This window comes from Pantoea sp. B65 (genome assembly GCF_047308185.1).
In the GTDB taxonomy this organism is placed as follows: domain Bacteria; phylum Pseudomonadota; class Gammaproteobacteria; order Enterobacterales; family Enterobacteriaceae; genus Erwinia.
The window spans coordinates 345,907-362,323 of sequence record NZ_JAHXPU010000011.1 but is presented as its reverse complement, the minus strand read 5'-3'; the positions used below and the strand labels follow the sequence as shown (position 1 = coordinate 362,323).

General features: G+C 53.1%; 16 protein-coding genes, 1 tRNA gene and 2 rRNA genes. 3 read left to right on the top strand and 16 right to left on the bottom strand.

Annotated features, from left to right (window positions below; genetic code table 11):
• From rrf (JWF83_RS02580) to rrf (JWF83_RS02570), 3 genes are all read left to right on the top strand, one after another.
• Window positions 1-111 (top strand): 5S ribosomal RNA (gene rrf, locus JWF83_RS02580); the annotation flags it as partial.
• 41 nt (window positions 112-152) lie between these two features.
• A tRNA-Thr gene (locus JWF83_RS02575) sits at window positions 153-228 on the top strand.
• Between the two features lie 31 nt (window positions 229-259).
• Window positions 260-375 (top strand): 5S ribosomal RNA (rrf, locus tag JWF83_RS02570).
• A gap of 193 nt (window positions 376-568) precedes the next feature.
• On the opposite strand, the gene JWF83_RS02565 is transcribed toward rrf (JWF83_RS02570), so the two are convergent.
• The 16 genes from JWF83_RS02565 to JWF83_RS02490 all read right to left on the bottom strand — a co-directional run bounded on the left by JWF83_RS02565 (window position 569) and on the right by JWF83_RS02490 (window position 16,246).
• Window positions 569-1,330, bottom strand: a complete 762-nt coding sequence (locus JWF83_RS02565; protein WP_413648420.1) for an amino acid ABC transporter ATP-binding protein — start codon at window positions 1,328-1,330, stop codon at window positions 569-571.
• 8 nt (window positions 1,331-1,338) lie between these two features.
• Window positions 1,339-2,439: an amino acid ABC transporter permease gene (locus tag JWF83_RS02560; RefSeq protein WP_413648418.1), complete on the bottom strand. Its 1,101-nt coding sequence runs from the start codon at window positions 2,437-2,439 to the stop codon at window positions 1,339-1,341.
• Between the two features lie 15 nt (window positions 2,440-2,454).
• Complete coding sequence (locus tag JWF83_RS02555; RefSeq protein ID WP_413648416.1) at window positions 2,455-3,633, bottom strand: amino acid ABC transporter permease; 1,179 nt, start codon at window positions 3,631-3,633, stop codon at window positions 2,455-2,457.
• 68 nt (window positions 3,634-3,701) lie between these two features.
• A complete protein-coding gene (locus JWF83_RS02550) occupies window positions 3,702-4,727 on the bottom strand; it encodes an amino acid ABC transporter substrate-binding protein (RefSeq protein WP_413648414.1) in 1,026 nt (341 codons plus the stop codon).
• Between the two features lie 358 nt (window positions 4,728-5,085).
• Window positions 5,086-6,015 (bottom strand): kdo(2)-lipid IV(A) palmitoleoyltransferase, encoded by a 930-nt coding sequence (lpxP, locus tag JWF83_RS02545; RefSeq protein ID WP_413648412.1) that lies wholly within the window; start codon window positions 6,013-6,015, stop codon window positions 5,086-5,088.
• Between the two features lie 628 nt (window positions 6,016-6,643).
• Window positions 6,644-6,940 carry a DNA-binding transcriptional regulator Fis gene (gene fis, locus JWF83_RS02540; RefSeq protein WP_000462905.1) on the bottom strand — a complete coding sequence of 99 codons (297 nt, stop codon included), beginning with the start codon at window positions 6,938-6,940 and terminating at the stop codon, window positions 6,644-6,646.
• Window positions 6,941-6,965: 25 nt separating this feature from the next.
• Entirely contained in the window at window positions 6,966-7,931 is a 966-nt protein-coding gene (gene dusB / locus JWF83_RS02535) for a tRNA dihydrouridine synthase DusB (protein ID WP_413648404.1), read from the bottom strand.
• Window positions 7,932-8,255: 324 nt separating this feature from the next.
• Window positions 8,256-9,137, bottom strand: a complete 882-nt coding sequence (gene prmA, locus JWF83_RS02530; RefSeq protein WP_413648403.1) for a 50S ribosomal protein L11 methyltransferase — start codon at window positions 9,135-9,137, stop codon at window positions 8,256-8,258.
• Window positions 9,138-9,254: 117 nt separating this feature from the next.
• Entirely contained in the window at window positions 9,255-10,682 is a 1,428-nt protein-coding gene (panF, locus tag JWF83_RS02525; protein ID WP_413648402.1) for a sodium/pantothenate symporter, read from the bottom strand.
• Window positions 10,672-10,914, bottom strand: a complete 243-nt coding sequence (locus JWF83_RS02520) for a YhdT family protein (RefSeq protein ID WP_413648401.1) — start codon at window positions 10,912-10,914, stop codon at window positions 10,672-10,674. Before JWF83_RS02520 ends, panF begins: the two co-directional genes overlap by 11 nt.
• Window positions 10,915-11,006: 92 nt before the next feature.
• Complete coding sequence (gene accC, locus JWF83_RS02515; protein ID WP_413648399.1) at window positions 11,007-12,353, bottom strand: acetyl-CoA carboxylase biotin carboxylase subunit; 1,347 nt, start codon at window positions 12,351-12,353, stop codon at window positions 11,007-11,009.
• A gap of 11 nt (window positions 12,354-12,364) precedes the next feature.
• Entirely contained in the window at window positions 12,365-12,832 is a 468-nt protein-coding gene (accB, locus tag JWF83_RS02510; protein ID WP_413648398.1) for an acetyl-CoA carboxylase biotin carboxyl carrier protein, read from the bottom strand.
• Between the two features lie 21 nt (window positions 12,833-12,853).
• Window positions 12,854-13,306, bottom strand: coding sequence for a type II 3-dehydroquinate dehydratase (aroQ, locus tag JWF83_RS02505; RefSeq protein WP_413648396.1), 453 nt, complete (start codon window positions 13,304-13,306; stop codon window positions 12,854-12,856).
• A gap of 234 nt (window positions 13,307-13,540) precedes the next feature.
• Window positions 13,541-14,143 (bottom strand): protein-methionine-sulfoxide reductase heme-binding subunit MsrQ, encoded by a 603-nt coding sequence (gene msrQ / locus JWF83_RS02500; RefSeq protein WP_413648394.1) that lies wholly within the window; start codon window positions 14,141-14,143, stop codon window positions 13,541-13,543.
• Entirely contained in the window at window positions 14,144-15,148 is a 1,005-nt protein-coding gene (gene msrP, locus JWF83_RS02495) for a protein-methionine-sulfoxide reductase catalytic subunit MsrP (RefSeq protein WP_413648392.1), read from the bottom strand.
• 120 nt (window positions 15,149-15,268) lie between these two features.
• A complete protein-coding gene (locus JWF83_RS02490; RefSeq protein WP_413648391.1) occupies window positions 15,269-16,246 on the bottom strand; it encodes an MDR family oxidoreductase in 978 nt (325 codons plus the stop codon).
• Between the last annotated feature and the right edge of the window lie 171 nt (window positions 16,247-16,417).

The following is a 16,417-nucleotide window of genomic DNA, read 5'->3' as shown; positions in this document are numbered from 1 at the left end:
CGGCTGTAGCGCGGTGGTCCCACCTGACCCCATGCCGAACTCAGAAGTGAAACGCCGTAGCGCCGATGGTAGTGTGGGGTCTCCCCATGCGAGAGTAGGGAACTGCCAGGCATCAAATTGTAAGGGGTCGTATTAATGCGACCCGTAGTTTTGCTGATATGGCTCAGTTGGTAGAGCGCACCCTTGGTAAGGGTGAGGTCCCCAGTTCGACTCTGGGTATCAGCACCAGTATCAAGGCATGAGTTCGGTAAAGAATTTGCCTGGCGGCTTTAGCGCGGTGGTCCCACCTGACCCCATGCCGAACTCAGAAGTGAAACGCCGTAGCGCCGATGGTAGTGTGGGGTCTCCCCATGCGAGAGTAGGGAACTGCCAGGCATCAAATTACAGGGGCGGCATTTATGCCACCCGTTAAGAAGCCTCATGCTCACGCATGGGGCTTTTTTGCGTTTACGCGCATCGCGATACGGCGGTGGTACATAAATACCGCCGATATGCCGCCGGTAACCGCTGGATAAAAAAAAGCCCCGGCCAGATGGCCAGGGCTTAAGGCGCAATTGCTACAGTAAACTCAGTGAATCACCTGCGACAGGAATGCCCGGGTACGCTCTGACTTAGGATTGGCGAAGAACTCCAGCGGCGGCGCTTCTTCGACGATTTCCCCGCGATCCATAAAGATCACCCGATCAGCAACGGTGCGCGCAAAGCCCATCTCATGGGTTACGCACAGCATGGTCATACCGTCCTCTGCCAGACCAATCATGGTATCCAGCACTTCTTTCACCATTTCCGGATCCAGTGCGGAAGTCGGTTCATCAAACAGCATGATTTTGGGCTTCATACAGAGTGAACGTGCGATAGCCACACGCTGCTGCTGGCCGCCGGACAGTTGTCCGGGAAACTTATGTGCATGCTCGGCAATACGTACGCGTTCCAGATAGTGCATTGCCAGTTCTTCGGCTTCTTTCTTCGGCGTCTTACGTACCCAGATAGGCGCCAGGGTGCAGTTCTGCAACACGCTAAGGTGCGGAAACAGATTAAAGTGCTGGAACACCATTCCGACTTCGGTACGCACGCGTTCAATATTGCGCAGGTCATCATTCAGCAGTGTGCCGTCGACTACGATGCGCCCTTGCTGATGCTCTTCCAGGTGGTTGATACAACGAATGGTGGTTGATTTACCCGAGCCGGAAGGACCGCACAGCACGATACGTTCGCGCGGTTTAACCTTCAGGTTGATATTTTTCAACACATGAAACTGCCCATACCACTTGTTAACATTCTCGAGCGTAATCATCATCGCGTCGTCAGAAGGAGTCATAGATTGAGTCATTTTAAACCTCAGTGCGGTGTACGCCCGGTGTGAAAGCGCTTTTCCAGATGCTGGCTATAGCGCGACATGCTAAAACAGAAAATCCAGTAGACCAGCGCGGCGAAGACATAGCCTTCGGTCGACATCCCGAGCCAGGTCGGGTCGACGGTTGCCTGCTGCACACTACTGAAAAGATCAAATAAACCAATGATGATCACCAGACTGGTATCTTTAAACAGGGCGATAATGGTGTTCACCAGCCCTGGAATGACCATCTTCAACGCCTGTGGCAGGATCACCAGGCCTTGTGTCTTCCAGTAACCCAGCGCCAGTGATTCTGCTGCTTCATATTGTCCTTTTGGCAGCGCCTGCAAACCGCCGCGCACCACTTCAGCCACATAAGCAGACTGAAACAGGATCACGCCGACTAAGGCGCGTACCAGTTTGTCGATGTTGGTGCCTTCCGCCATAAACAGCGGCAGCATCACCGAAGACATAAACAGCACGGTAATCAGCGGTACGCCACGCCAGAACTCGATAAAAATTATCGACAGCGAACGCACTACCGGCATACGTGAACGGCGACCTAGAGCTAACAAAATGCCTAGCGGCAGCGCGCCTGCGATACCAATAGAGGCGATGATTAGCGTCAGGGTTAAACCGCCCCACTGGCGGGTTTCCACACGATCCAGACCGAAATAGCCGCCATACATTAGCAACCAGACCACCAGCGGATAAGCAACGGCCCAGATGGCAATATAGCGGCCGCGGCGCGGCATGCTTTTCATAAACATCGGGATAATCGACAGCAGGCCGACCACCAGCGCCAGATTGATGCGCCAGCGCAGCTCGTGTGGATAGAGTCCATACATAAACTGGCCGAAGCGGGCATGGATAAACACCCAGCATGCGCCCTCTTTGGTACAGTCGGCACGGGTAGTGCCAAACCAGTTAGCCTGGAAGATCAACCAGTTAAGCGCCGGTGGGATCGCCGTCCAGATCACCCACAGACAGAACAGCGTCAGCAGGGAGTTGGACCAGCTGGAGAACAGATTTTTTCTTACCCAGCTCAGTGCACGTGCAAAGGTTGTAGTGGGCACTGGCGGAGTTTCATGAGTGGTTACAGTCATAATAGTACCGTTCTCTTAACGCTCAATCAGGGCGATTTTGCGGTTATAGATGTTCATTAACAGCGAAATCGACAGGCTGATGATCAGGTAAACCGCCATGGTGATGGCAATGGTTTCGATCGCCTGTCCGGTCTGGTTCAGTACCGTACCGGCAAACAGCGACACCATATCCGGATAACCAATTGCTGCTGCCAGCGACGAGTTTTTCACGATATTCAGGTACTGGCTGGTGAGCGGTGGAATGATTACGCGCATAGCCTGCGGGATAATAACCTGACGCAACGTGACCGGATTCGGCAGTCCCAGCGAACGCGCTGCTTCGTGCTGACCATGAGGTACCGACTGAATCCCGGAGCGAATCACTTCGGCGATAAACGACGAGGTGTAGATCGACAGTGCCAGGGTTAAGGCGGCAAGTTCAGGGATCAGGGCGAAACCGCCGCTAAAGTTAAAACCGCGCAGTTGCGGTACATTCCAGTGCATAGCGGCGCCGAAACCCATATGCGCCAGCAGCGGAAATACAACCAGCATCGCCAGCGCTGCGGGCCATGTCAGGCGCAGTTGTCCGGTTTTTAACTGATGTTTGCGATTAAAACGGTACAGACCAATAATGCCGACAAACGCAATCAGTAGGGCTACCAAAAAAGGCACGGTGCCGGGAGAGTATTCAGGCCATGGAATATAGAGGCCGCGGTTACTGACGAAAGCGATATCAAAAGCGCTGAGTGCCTGGCGTGGGCCTGGCAGGTTGCGCAACACGGCAAAATACCAGAAGAAGATCTGCAGCAAGGGAGGAATATTACGGAAGGTTTCGATATAGATATTCGAAATTTTCCGCAGCAACCAGTTATCTGACAGGCGCGCTAAGCCAATAAAAAATCCGAGAAAAGAGGCAAATACGATACAAAGCGCAGAAACCAGCAGAGTATTGGTCAGGCCGACAAGAAATACGCGCGCGTAGGTGTCGCCGTCTGAATAGTCGATCAGATGCTGGACGATACCAAAACCGGCGCTGCGTTCGAGGAAGCCAAAACCGGAGGTAATACCGCGGGTGGCCAGGTTAACTACGGTGTTATGGATCAGATAACCCACAACGGCGAAAACCGCGACGATCGCGATAATCTGATAGAGCCATGCGCGCACCGCTGGATTGCTGAATGAAAAATCCCTTTTAACGGTTGGGCGTTGAGACATGTTGAAACCTCAGCTACGAAAACTCTGGCGTGGGCACCGCGAGTGCGGTGCCCTGTAAACGGTGGGAATTAACGTACTGGTGGTGCGTACTGGAGGCCGCCAGCATTCCACAGAGCATTCTGACCACGAGCGATTTTCAGCGCACTGTCTTTACCGACGTTGCGATCAAAGCTTTCCTGGTAGTTACCAACCTGTTTGATGATGTGGTAAGCCCATTTGCTGTCGAGTTTCAGGTCTTTACCGAAATCGCTTTCCACGCCTAACAGGTGAGCCATATCCGGATTGGTTGGTTTTGCCGCCAGTTGATCAACGTTTTTAGAGGTGATACCCATCTCTTCTGCGTTCAGCATGGCGTTAAAGGACCATTTGACGATGGTGAACCAGTCATCATCACCACGACGCACTACCGGGCCCAGCGGCTCTTTCGAAATCACTTCCGGCAGGACGATAAATTCACCTGGTTTGCCCAGTTTGATACGCAGCGCATACAGCTGAGACTGGTCGGAAGCCAGGGTGTCGCAACGACCGCTGTCGAGCGCTTTTGCCGACTCATCTGAACGGTCGAAGGTTACCGGGGTGTATTTCATATTGTTGGCTTTAAAGTAGTCAGCCACATTCAGCTCGGTATCAGTACCTGCCTGCAGACAAACTGTAGCGCCGTCGAGCTCTTTAGCGCTTTTCAGGCCGGCTTTATTGTGGGTCAGGAAGCCGATGCCATCATAGTAGTTCACGCCAGCAAACATAAAGCCCATGCCGCCATCGCGTGCGGAGGTCCAGGTGGTGTTACGGGAGAGAACATCAACTTCGCCAGACTGCAGAGCGGTAAAACGCTCTTTCGCCGTCAGCGGGGTGTACTTAACTTTGGTCGCATCGCCAAATACGGCGGCGGCGGCGGCGCGACAAATATCCACGTCCAGACCGGTAAACTTACCGCTGGCATCAGCATAAGAGAAACCCGGTAAGCCGTCGCTGATACCGCACTGCACAAAACCTTTCTTTTTAATGGCGTCCAGCGTGGTACCAGCATGAGCCTGATTCGCAACTGCAAACAGTGCTGCAGTGGCAACCAAAGTTGAAAGCATCATTTTATTCATAAAGCATCCTGTGTGGCGTAATTGTTTTTTATGATAGTGCGCTTTGTCGTAGTGCACTTTTTCCTGTCTGCGGCATTAAGCCATCCACGACTCTGCAAATGGAGTGCCAAAACTGCAGAATCCTGAATTTGTTAGAAAGAGATATTAATACACGGGTGTATTTAGAAAGTTTCTTTAATATGTCGCACCAAATGGAGGCAATGCCAGACGACGTGATCACAAATAGTGCAAATAGTTTCACTATATAGAAGCAATGTGACCGTCCGCGCACTTGTGCAGGTCCGTTTTTGGCTGAAGTGTCGTAGAAATGAAAAAAGCCCGTTTGTGGTGAACAAACGGGCTTTTCAGCGAAAGGGAGTTAATAGAGGGAGGAGGTTCCCGCCGGACGTGTTTTGAAGCGGCGATGCAGCCACATGTACTGGTTAGGCGCGCGCATAATTTCGCGCTCAATGACTTTATTCATATAGGCCGCCGCGGCATGTTCATCTTCTAACGGATAGTCCTGCAGTTCTGGCTGGATCACCAGCTCATAGCCGGTGCCTTTTTCTTTACGAATCAGTACTACGGTGACCATTGCTGGTTTGGCCATACGCGCCAGCATCCAGGTGCCGCTGGTGGTGGCGGCATTCGGCACGGCAAACAGCGGGGCAAACACACTGCCTTTCGGGCCATAATCCTGATCTGGCGCGAACCACACCGCTTCCCCTTGTTTTAGGGCGCTCACCATGCCACGCAGGTCGCGGCGATTAATCATCGCTTTATTCGAGCGCATGCGACCTTTGGTCTGCACCCACTCCATCATTTTATTATTGTGCGGGCGGTACATCGCCATCATCGGCTGGCAGATACCCATCGCCCGACCACCGAGCTCGAGTGACATAAAGTGCACGCCGATAATCAATGCACCGCGTTTGTTCTGCTGGGCCTGTTGCAGATTCTGCAATCCGTTGACGGTAAACCAGCGTTTAACGCGCGCGTCTGACCAGAACCAGGCCATGCCGGTTTCCAGCAGTCCCATACCGAGCGATTCAAAGTTATGGACAATGCGCTGCTCAAGAATGTCACGAGGTAAATCGGGGAAGCAGAGTTCCAGATTACGGCGTGTGATGCGTACCCGGCGTTTTAAGAAACGCATTGAAGTACGGCCCAGCCAGGTACCGAGTTTTTCCAGCAGCGGGAATGGCAGCTGCACCAGCAAGAAAAGCAGACCCAGACCTGCCCATGTCGACCAGTAACGCGGGCGAAGCAGATCGCGTGAGAAGGTCGGTGGTGCTTTTGGTGCTTTCATTAGTATCTCTTTATGCGTGATTATGTAATGTAGCGCATAAAGAAATTAATCCATCGCGGTACGTCACATCAGACAACATTTAGTGCCAGAAGTTAGTGTCTTTGCTGAAACTTTACATCAGTCAGAGAAGTCCGACTACAGGCGGGTATGAAAAAAGACGCTGCAAAATTAACTGAAACTGAGTTAATGACATCTTATCAAAAACTTAGTTTAAAATCATTGATATGGTTCAATATTATACACCTAAATAGTGGCCCGGGATACCAAAAAGCACCTGCTTACCGGCGCCTCAGGCGGTTGATGCGGCACGGTTCACCCGCGCGCTAAATATCTTTTTTTTAAGTTAAAAGGGGGTAATGGCTGAGCCGCTTTAAGGCGTTGTACAGCGCAAGGAGAATAGCTATGAATGGCCGATGAACATCGCTCAGGCCTGGCTTAAAGTGGCAACGCTTATGACGTGGTTACTCAGAGCGATGCCTCATGGGAAGAGTGCTCGATGAGTAAGGTGAATGTCTTCCTGATTGCCAAAAGCAGTCTGAATGATATCCATCTGGCGCCGTAGCAAAAAGAAAAAGGCGCTTCGGCCAGAAGACAGAAGCGCCTTTATTCAGGCAGTTACCTGATTTAATCAGTTCATGCCGTATTTTTTCAATTTCTTACGCAGCGTACCGCGGTTGATGCCCATCATCAGGGCTGCACGGGTCTGGTTGCCACGGGTGTATTGCATCACCATGTCCAACAGAGGCTGCTCTACTTCAGCCAGTACCAGCTCATACAGATCATTCACATCTTGACCATTCAATTGAGCAAAATAGTTCTTCAGTGCCTGTTTGACCGAATCACGCAGAGGTTTTTGGGTAACCTGATCCTGTGAGTTAACGGTAGAAACGGTCAGTACGTCAGAATTTACGCGTTGTTCGAACATAGTTCTGTCAGCTCTTTATTTCTGTTTACGCAAGTTTTTCGAAGTATGCCTCCAACGCCTCCAGCTGTTCGCTGGCATCCTCTATGGCGTTGAATGTGCGCCGAAACTGGTCGTTCGGGGCGTGCTCCTGGAGATACCAGGAGACGTGCTTCCGGGCAATACGGTATCCCTTGCGCTGACCGTAAAAGTCGTGCAGTTCCCGTAAGTGCCCGATGAGCAAGCGTTTAACTTCTGCCAATGGCATCGGTGCCAACAGCTCCCCAGTGTCCAGATAATGCTGGATTTCCCGGAAGATCCACGGTCTTCCCTGAGCAGCACGGCCTATCATCAGGGCATCAGCCCCCGTATAGTCGAGTACTGCTCTGGCTTTGTGCGGGTCAGTAATGTCTCCATTCGCGATAACCGGAATGGAAACGTTCTGCTTAACTGTCCGAATGCTGTCATATTCAGCATCACCGTTGAACAAACAGGCGCGTGTGCGTCCATGTATTGTCAGGGCCTGAATACCACAGCGCTCAGCCAATTGGGCAATCTCTACGCAATTGCGATTGTCTGTATCCCAGCCGGTGCGAATCTTTAAGGTCACCGGTACGTCAACTGAATTCACCACCGCCGAGAGGATAGACTTCACCAGCTCAGGGTGTTGCAGCAGTGCCGAACCTGCCATCTTGCGATTCACTTTTTTGGCCGGGCAGCCCATATTGATATCAATGATCTGAGCGCCAGCGTCTGCATTAAAACGCGCAGCCTGTGCCATTTCATCGGGGTCGCAACCGGCAATTTGCACGGTGCGAATACCAGGCTCATCACTATGTACCATACGCAAACGGGACTTATCGCTGGCCCAAACTTCCGGGTTTGACGATAGCATCTCCGATACGGTCATTCCGGCTCCCATTGCATAACAGAGCGTCCTGAAAGGCCTGTCGGTGATCCCGGCCATCGGGGCTGCTATCAAACGATTACGAAGCTGGTGTTGTCCTATGCGCATGAAAAAGAAGTGACCATATATGTTCGCAAGGCGGCGTATATTACGCATTTTTTAACGAAGATGAAAGGCCAAACTTTGAACAATCCACCGTCACAGATCAAGGAAAGTGACAATCAGAGTTGGCTTTCTGATAATTTCCCTTGTTATACAATTAGTTAAAAAATAACGCTGAAATTGTGTACAAAGTTTTTTCTTTTTTTGTGAGCTATATAGCGATATTAATCACGTTATAACTGCCGGTTTACGTGATATCAGCCATGCCAGAAGGCACCATTGCAGTGTTTCACCGTGATGAAATTGCCGCAGTGCCTGGTGGTTTCACAATTAACGACGGATCCCGGTGATGCGACACCACTCTTCTTTTTCGGCGACCGGATCAAGGTCAAACTGGTCAGCGTAGGCTTCACAAACGCTCTCCGCCTGGCTGGCCAGTACGCCGGAAAGGCCTAAATGTCCGCCACTGACTGGCAGCACGCTAATCAGCGGCGCCAGCTCACGTAACGGACCGGCAAGGATATTGGCTACCACGACGTCAGCGGAGAGATTATCCGGCTGCTGATGCGGCAGGTAAAGCGACAGGCGCTCCGATACGCCATTACGTTCGGCATTATCGCGACTGGCCTGAATAGCCTGCGGATCGATATCAATACCAATGGCCTGCGCCGCACCCAGTTTCAGTGCCGCAATCGCCAGGATACCGGAGCCACAGCCGAAATCGATAATGGTTTTGCCCTGCAGATCCAGACCGTCGAGCCATGCCAGACAGAGAGCGGTCGTCGGGTGCGTGCCGGTACCGAAAGCCAGACCGGGATCGAGCATCACGTTCACCGCGTCAGGATCCGGAACATCGCGCCAGCTTGGGCAGATCCACAGACGTTCGCCGAAACGCATTGGGTGGAAATTCGCCATCCACTCGCGCTCCCAGTCCTTATCTTCGATCTGTTCGATCTTATGACGGAAATCTGCGCCCAGCAGCGGGTGATGCTGCAGCCCGGCGACGACCTCGTTCATTTCGGTTTCGGCGTCAAACAGACCGATAACATCGGTATCGCCCCACAGACGGGTTTCGCCCGGCAGCGGTTCAAATACCGGATTGTCGTGGGTATCCTGGAAGGTGACGGATACCGCGCCATGTTCAATCAGCGCATCGCCCAGCTCTTCGGCATTCGCGCCGGTAGTATTAATCTTGATTTGTATCCAGGGCATAGCGATTCTCTTTTTCCAAAAGGGTTAATGCATTTGCTGTGGCATGCAGACGGGCGGCATCAATGCCGCCCCTACCATCGTTGTCAATTATTGGCACGGGCGGCATAAATGCCGCCCCTACACGGTCTCCGTCCGGCCAAACAGATTGCCGATCACAAAGGCGATCAGGCTAAGCAGTAGCGCGGGGACAATCGGATGGAAGCCCAGCAGCTGCACATTAAAGCTGGCTAACAGCGTGTAGATGACGGCACCGACAATCATACCGCTCAGCGCTCCCGCCGCATTGGCTTTTTCCCAGTACAGCCCCAGCACCAGCGGCCAGAGGAACACCGCCTCGAGGCCGCCAAACGCCAGCAGATTAAGCCAGATAATCATATCGGGCGGATTCCATGCCGCCAGCAATAATAGTAATCCAAGCACCAGCGTAATCATGCCGGACATGCGTTTTAGCAGCGGCTCATTTTCCATTTGCTGCGGGCGCATCCGCAAATAGAGATCCTTGACGATCGTCGCCGAGGATTGTAGCAACTGGGCATTGATCGTCGACATAATCGCCGCCATCGGCGCGGCAAGAAAGATCCCGGCGGCAAACGGCGGCAGTACCGTGATCATCAGTGTCGGGATCACCTGGTCGGGAATTTTCAGATCCGGCAGTACCGCCCGTCCCAGTGCGCCGGCCAGATGCATACCAAACATCAGGACCATCACGACAATGGTGCCGATAATGATGCCGCGATGCACCGCTTTGCTGTCTTTGTAAGAGATGCAGCGTACGGCAGTATGTGGCAGGCCAATCACACCAAAGCACACCAGTACCGAGAAAGAGGCGAGGAACGTCGGGCTGATGATATTATTCACCCCTTGCGGCGCGAGCAGGTGCGGATCGATCTGCTGTAGCTTATCCAGTGCCGCATGCATGCCGCCGGCGGCGTGGATCACGGCGAACAGCAACAGGAAAGTCCCTGCCAGCATTACCAGTCCCTGCATGGCATCGTTCAGTACACTGGCGCGGAAACCGCCAAAAGCGGTATACAGCGCAATGGTGACGCCAAAGATTAACAGTCCGGTATCGTAAGGGATGCCAGCGGCCGTCTCCAGCAGGCGTGCGCCGCCGATAAACTGCACTGTCATGGCGCCGATAAATGCTACCAACAGACTCAGGCTGGCCAGCCACACCAGTAGCGGGCTGCGATAGCGCGCATACAGCATGTCATTAAGCGTCACCGCGTTATAACGACGTGCCAGAATAGCGAACTTCTTACCCAGCACCCCCAGTGATAACCAGACCGCAGGGACCTGCACCATCGCCAGCAGTACCCATCCCAGACCATATTTATAGGCGGCGCCCGGGCCACCAATAAACGAGCTGGCGCTGATATAGGTCGTGGTCAGCGTCATAGCTAATACGAAGCCGCCCATTGAGCGACTACCCAGAAAATATTCGTTAAGAAACGCGCCGGCACGGCGTTTGCGCATCGCATAGATGGATAATCCGGCGACCAGCAGTAAATAACCCAGCAGCGGCAGGAGGATTTCAATTTTCACGCTGATCCTCCAGCGAAATATCGCGGAAAACGTGGCGAATCATCAGCCAGCAAAGCGCCAGAAACAGTAATGGCACCCAGACACAGGAAACCTCAAACCAGCGCGGCAGGCCGGTGAAGCCTGGCTCATTACCCCCCAACCAGGCGCTTAATGCCCAGGCGGCCAGATAGAGCACTGCCAGTGCAAACGACCAGCGCGCTTCTTTATGCGCCTGCACAAAACGTGCATCCATAACTCATCCTCACCCGATAACGCAGTAAAAAATAAGAAAGAAAAAGGCCGGTCAGACCGGCCTTGATAACGATACCCGCAACTTGAGGAGGATTAGTCCTGCAGGCCGAGTTTCTTCTCCAGATAGTGGATATTGGTCCCACCTTGCTGGAAGTTTTCGTCAGACATAATCCGCATCTGCAGTTCGACGTTGGTTTTAATGCCGTCGATAATCAGCTCAGCCAGCGCATTCTTCATACGAGCAATCGCCACATCACGGTTTTCACCGTAAGTGATCAGCTTACCAATCATTGAGTCATAATACGGCGGTACGGTGTAACCGGCGTAAATATGCGACTCCCAGCGCACACCGAAACCGCCCGGTGCGTGGAAACGGGTAATCTTACCCGGACTTGGCAGGAAGGAGTTCGGATCTTCGGCGTTAATACGGCATTCCACCGCGTGGCCTTTGATCGTCACATCTTCCTGTCTGATTGACAGCGGCTGGCCGGCAGCAATACGCAGCTGTTCTTTAATCAGGTCAACGCCGGTAATCATTTCGGTAACCGGGTGTTCAACCTGAATACGGGTGTTCATTTCGATGAAATAGAACTCGCCGTTTTCGTACAGGAACTCAAAAGTACCCGCACCACGATAGCCGATTTCGACGCAGGCTTTAGAGCAACGCTCACCGATAAAACGGCGCATTTCGCTGGTAATGCCCGGTGCTGGCGCCTCTTCAACCACTTTCTGATGACGACGCTGCATAGAGCAGTCACGTTCACCCAGATAGATCGCATTGCCCTGGCCGTCAGCCAGTACCTGGATCTCAACGTGGCGTGGGTTCTCCAGATACTTCTCCATATAGACCATATCGTTGTTGAAAGCGGCTTTCGCTTCCGCACGGGTCATATTAATGGATTGTTCCAGATCTTTTTCCTGACGCACCACACGCATACCACGACCACCGCCGCCGCCAGAGGCTTTGATGATCACCGGATAGCCGATACGCTTACCGAAGGCACGGTTTTTGTCCATGTCATCGCCCAGCGGGCCATCAGAACCCGGTACACAAGGGACGCCGGCTTTTTTCATCGCACTGATTGCTGACACTTTGTCGCCCATCAGACGGATAGTGTCGGCTTTCGGGCCGATAAAAATAAAGCCTGAACGCTCAACCTGCTCAGCAAAATCAGCATTTTCAGACAGGAAGCCATAACCCGGGTGAATCGCCACCGCGCCGGTAATTTCGGCAGCGGAGATCAGCGCAGGAATATTCAGATAGCTTTTGACCGATGGCGCCGGACCGATACACACGGTTTCGTCAGCCAGCAGTACGTGTTTCAGATCGCGATCCGCGACAGAGTGCACCGCGACAGTTTTGATACCCAGTTCTTTACAGGCACGCAAAATACGCAGCGCGATCTCACCACGGTTAGCAATTACAATTTTATCCAGCATGGTTCGCCTCGTTATTCGATGACTACCAGCGGCTCGTCAAACTCAACTGGCTGACCGCTTTCGACCAGAATCGCTTTCACAACGCCGGATTTATCGGCTTCGATCTGGTTCATCATTTTCATCGCTTCAACGATGCACAGGGTGTCACCTGCATTCACTTTCTGGCCCACTTCCACAAATGCTTTCGCATCCGGGCTTGGCGTGCGGTAGAAGGTACCGACCATTGGGGAACGTACGATGTGGCCACTGATCTCAGCTGCTGCCGGCACTTCCATTACCGGTGCCGCCGCTGGTGCTACCGCGGTAGCCAGCGCTGGCTGCGGAGCAGGCATAGCGTAAGCCTGCTGCATCATTGGGTAGCCCATGTTGGCAGGTGAACGGCTGATACGAACGGACTCTTCACCTTCAGAAATTTCCAGTTCAGCGATGCCTGATTCTTCAACCAGTTCGATCAGTTTTTTTATCTTACGAATATCCATGAGTTTGGTTCCGTACTCTGTTTAATTAGAATGTGACAGGCGTTTTACTGCCGTTTGTAAAGCCCAGGAATAACCGTCGACGCCAAGTCCACAGATCACGCCTGCAGAAATATCAGACAGATATGAATGGTGGCGAAAAGGCTCGCGTGCATGCACATTGGAGAGATGCACTTCGATAAACGGAATGCTTACCGCCAGCAGAGCGTCACGAATGGCTACGCTGGTATGAGTGAATGCCGCCGGGTTGATGACGATATAATCGACATTGTCTTTTGCCTGGTGAATGCGCTCAATTAACACATGTTCAGCGTTCGACTGGAGATGGCTGAGTTTTACATTCAGCGCCTCAGCCTGAGTGGTCAAATCGCTGACGATCTCGGCTAATGTGGTGTTACCGTATTTTTCAGGCTCACGGGTGCCCAGCATGTTCAGGTTGGGACCGTTCAAAAGCAGAATATGAAAGTTGACTGCCATCTTGCTGCTATCTCCTGCGATAATTGAGGCAACGCGTAAAATACCTTGTGAAAATCCATTTGTCACCTTTCCAGATGAAAATTGGTCTCTCGTCACCAGCAAAGGCGGGCATTATATCGATTTCGTTGCAATTAGCAGCTAAATACTGGTCTTATCAGCGAAGATTATCAACTGCGTCCCGGAGATGACGCCCGGTTGTCTGCGGATATGCGGGCTGGAACACAGTATCAGAGATTATTTTGGCAGCCATTTGCGGAATTTTTTATACCGCCATACCAGCAAGATCAGCGCAATAAGCGCGTAGATCAGTGGTTGTGGCGACAAAATCTTCACTGACCAAAGATAGTGAATGGGCGCGAGGATCGCCACCAGATAGACGAAATTATGCAAGGTCTGCCAGCGGCTACCCAGTTTACGCTGCGCCAGCTGAAACGAAGTTAGCGCCAGCGCCAGCAGCAGCAACCAGCTGATAATCCCTAAGGTCAGATACGGGCGTGTCACCAGCTCCTGACCGAGCAAACGCAGGTTGCTGATGCCCAGTTCCAGCACTGAATAGCTGATTAAATGCAGCGTAGCCCAGGCAAAACACCACAGTCCGAGCATACGCCGCGTGCGGATCAGCAAGGGTTGTTTCCCAAAGCGCGCCAGCGGCGTCACCAGCAGCGTGCCCAGCAGCAATTTTAGCGCCATTCTGCCGGTAAAATGCTGAATGTCTTTCGCCGGATCGGCACTGAACCAGCCCTGATCGATAGAGAGGATCAGCCACAGCAGCGGCAAAAAAGCGGCGAGGTGCAGCACCACTTTCAGCGCGGTAATCTGTTTTAACGTCAGGCGCACTTAGTAGTTCTCCCGCAAATCCAGTCCGTGATACAGCGCCGCTACCTGTTCAGCATAGCCGTTAAACAGCAGGGTAGGCTGACGTTTAACCTCGAGGATACCGCCGGAGCCGATAAAGCGCTCGGTGGCCTGTGACCAGCGGGGATGATCAACATGGGGATTCACATTGGCATAGAAACCATACTCATCGGGACCCGCCAGATTCCAGGTGGTTGGTGGACGATCGCGCGTTAGCTGAATGTGTACAATCGACTTCGCCCCTTTAAAACCGTACTTCCAGGGCACCGTCAGGCGGATAGGCGCGCCGTTCTGCGGCGGCAGTGCTTTGCCATACACACCGGTGGTTAACATCGTCAGGGGATTCATCGCCTCATCCATGCGCAGGCCCTCAACATAGGGATATTTCAGTCCGCCGCCAATAAAACGATCCTGCTGGCCGGGCATCTGATCGGGAGCATACACCGTCTGGAAGGCGACAAAACGGGCGTTGCTGGTGGGTTCAGCCGCTTTCAGCAGCTTACCCAGTTCAAATCCGACCCAGGGGATCACCATCGACCAGGCTTCCACGCAACGCATGCGATAAATACGCTGTTCGAGGGGAAAACGCTTCAGAATATCATCCATATCCAGCGTCAGCGGTTTAGCCACTTCACCATCAATGCGGATTTTCCAGTCGCTGGTTTTCAGCGTGCCGGCATTCGCCGCCGGATCGGCCTTATCAAGGCCAAACTCATAGTAGTTGTTATAACCCGTCACTTTGTCTTCGGGGGTTAACGGCAAATCGGCCTGCCAGGCAGCGGGTTTACTGAAGTCGAGGGCCTTACCCGCCGGCGCAGGGGGACGGTCGTTACCTTTAAACCACGACAAAACATCGGCATGAGCTGCCCGCGGCAGTGTCAGAGTGGCGGCGGTCAGGCCCAGAGTTTTCAGAATATCGCGACGACGCTGGTTAAAGACGCTCTCCGGCGTCACATCCGCTTCAGTTAATTTGTTCACAGGCTTCATCAGAATGCCCTCGGGCAGGGGGAGGAATTCTGTTCAGCATGATATATGCGGCGAAAACTGGCGAGTTATTCGCGGAAAATATGAAATTTCCTGGACGCGTTCCCTCGCATCCCTCATCGCTTAGCGAATTTTCACCAGCGTACGACCGGTGATCTGGTTATTTAACAGGCGCGCGGCGGCATCGGCCGCCTGTGCCAGCGGAACCTCGGTGGTGGCCTGCTGATAAAATGTCTCCGGCAGAATTTTCAGCAGGCGTTTCCACGCCGCAATGCGGCGTGCTGCTGGCGTCATCACCGAATCCACCCCTTGCAGACGCACATTGCGCAGAATAAAAGGCATCACCGTGGTCGGCAGTGCAAAGCCGCCCGCCAGACCACAGGCGGCAACGGTGCCGTTATAGTGCATTTGCGCCAGTACGCTGGCCAGTACCCGATCGCCAGCGGTATCAATCGCCCCGACCCAGCGCTGTTTATCCAGCGGACGGGTATCGCCACTGAAAGCACTGCGCGGCAAAATCTCGCTGGCGCCTAACTGACGCAAATAATCATGGGTGGTTTCCCGGCCACTGACAGCCGCTACGCGATAACCCAGGGCGCTAAGCAGGGCAACGGCTGTACTGCCGACGCCGCCGCTGGCACCCGTTACCACCACCTCACCGCTTTCCGGGGTGACGCCACCCTCTTCCAGCGCCATCACACACAGCATGGCGGTAAAGCCAGCGGTACCGATAATCATCGCCCTGCGGCCATCTAATCCTTCCGGCATCGGCACCAGCCAGTCACCTTTTACCCGCGCCTGTTCTGCCAGACCTCCCCAGTGATTCTCACCCACTCCCCAGCCAGTCAGCAGCACCGACTGGCCGACATGGAAGCGCGGGTCTTCGCTCTGGCGCACGTGGCCGGCGAAATCAATACCCGGAACCATTGGGAAGTTGCGGATAATTTTTCCCTTGCCGGTTATTGCCAGCGCATCTTTGTAGTTAATGCCTGACCACTCCACATCTACCGTGACGTCGCCTGCGGGTAACAGCTCCGTGGCAACGGTTTTTACTGCGGCGAGCGTTTTTCCCTCGGACTGTTCTAATAGTAATGCCTGCATAAGAATCTCCTGAAAGCGTGCACTGATCTGCTAAAAATGTAGTCCCTGCGACTATACTCGCCAAAAAAAGGCGCTTCCTGTCGGTGCGCAAACAAAAGCACATCAGGGTGTGCTATTTTCTCTCGTTAAGCCGATTCTGATAGATCAGAAAGCCGATTATTGACGGCCATT

Coding starts and splice junctions, on each gene's coding strand:
- JWF83_RS02565 (WP_413648420.1), bottom strand. CDS start 1,330: ATGACTCAATCTATGACTCCTTCTGACGACGCGATGATGATTACGCTC.
- JWF83_RS02560 (WP_413648418.1), bottom strand. CDS start 2,439: ATGACTGTAACCACTCATGAAACTCCGCCAGTGCCCACTACAACCTTT.
- JWF83_RS02555 (WP_413648416.1), bottom strand. CDS start 3,633: ATGTCTCAACGCCCAACCGTTAAAAGGGATTTTTCATTCAGCAATCCA.
- JWF83_RS02550 (WP_413648414.1), bottom strand. CDS start 4,727: ATGAATAAAATGATGCTTTCAACTTTGGTTGCCACTGCAGCACTGTTT.
- lpxP (WP_413648412.1), bottom strand. CDS start 6,015: ATGAAAGCACCAAAAGCACCACCGACCTTCTCACGCGATCTGCTTCGC.
- fis (WP_000462905.1), bottom strand. CDS start 6,940: ATGTTCGAACAACGCGTAAATTCTGACGTACTGACCGTTTCTACCGTT.
- dusB (WP_413648404.1), bottom strand. CDS start 7,931: ATGCGCATAGGACAACACCAGCTTCGTAATCGTTTGATAGCAGCCCCG.
- prmA (WP_413648403.1), bottom strand. CDS start 9,137: ATGCCCTGGATACAAATCAAGATTAATACTACCGGCGCGAATGCCGAA.
- JWF83_RS02520 (WP_413648401.1), bottom strand. CDS start 10,914: ATGGATGCACGTTTTGTGCAGGCGCATAAAGAAGCGCGCTGGTCGTTT.
- accC (WP_413648399.1), bottom strand. CDS start 12,353: ATGCTGGATAAAATTGTAATTGCTAACCGTGGTGAGATCGCGCTGCGT.
- accB (WP_413648398.1), bottom strand. CDS start 12,832: ATGGATATTCGTAAGATAAAAAAACTGATCGAACTGGTTGAAGAATCA.
- aroQ (WP_413648396.1), bottom strand. CDS start 13,306: ATGGCAGTCAACTTTCATATTCTGCTTTTGAACGGTCCCAACCTGAAC.
- msrP (WP_413648392.1), bottom strand. CDS start 15,148: ATGAAGCCTGTGAACAAATTAACTGAAGCGGATGTGACGCCGGAGAGC.
- JWF83_RS02490 (WP_413648391.1), bottom strand. CDS start 16,246: ATGCAGGCATTACTATTAGAACAGTCCGAGGGAAAAACGCTCGCCGCA.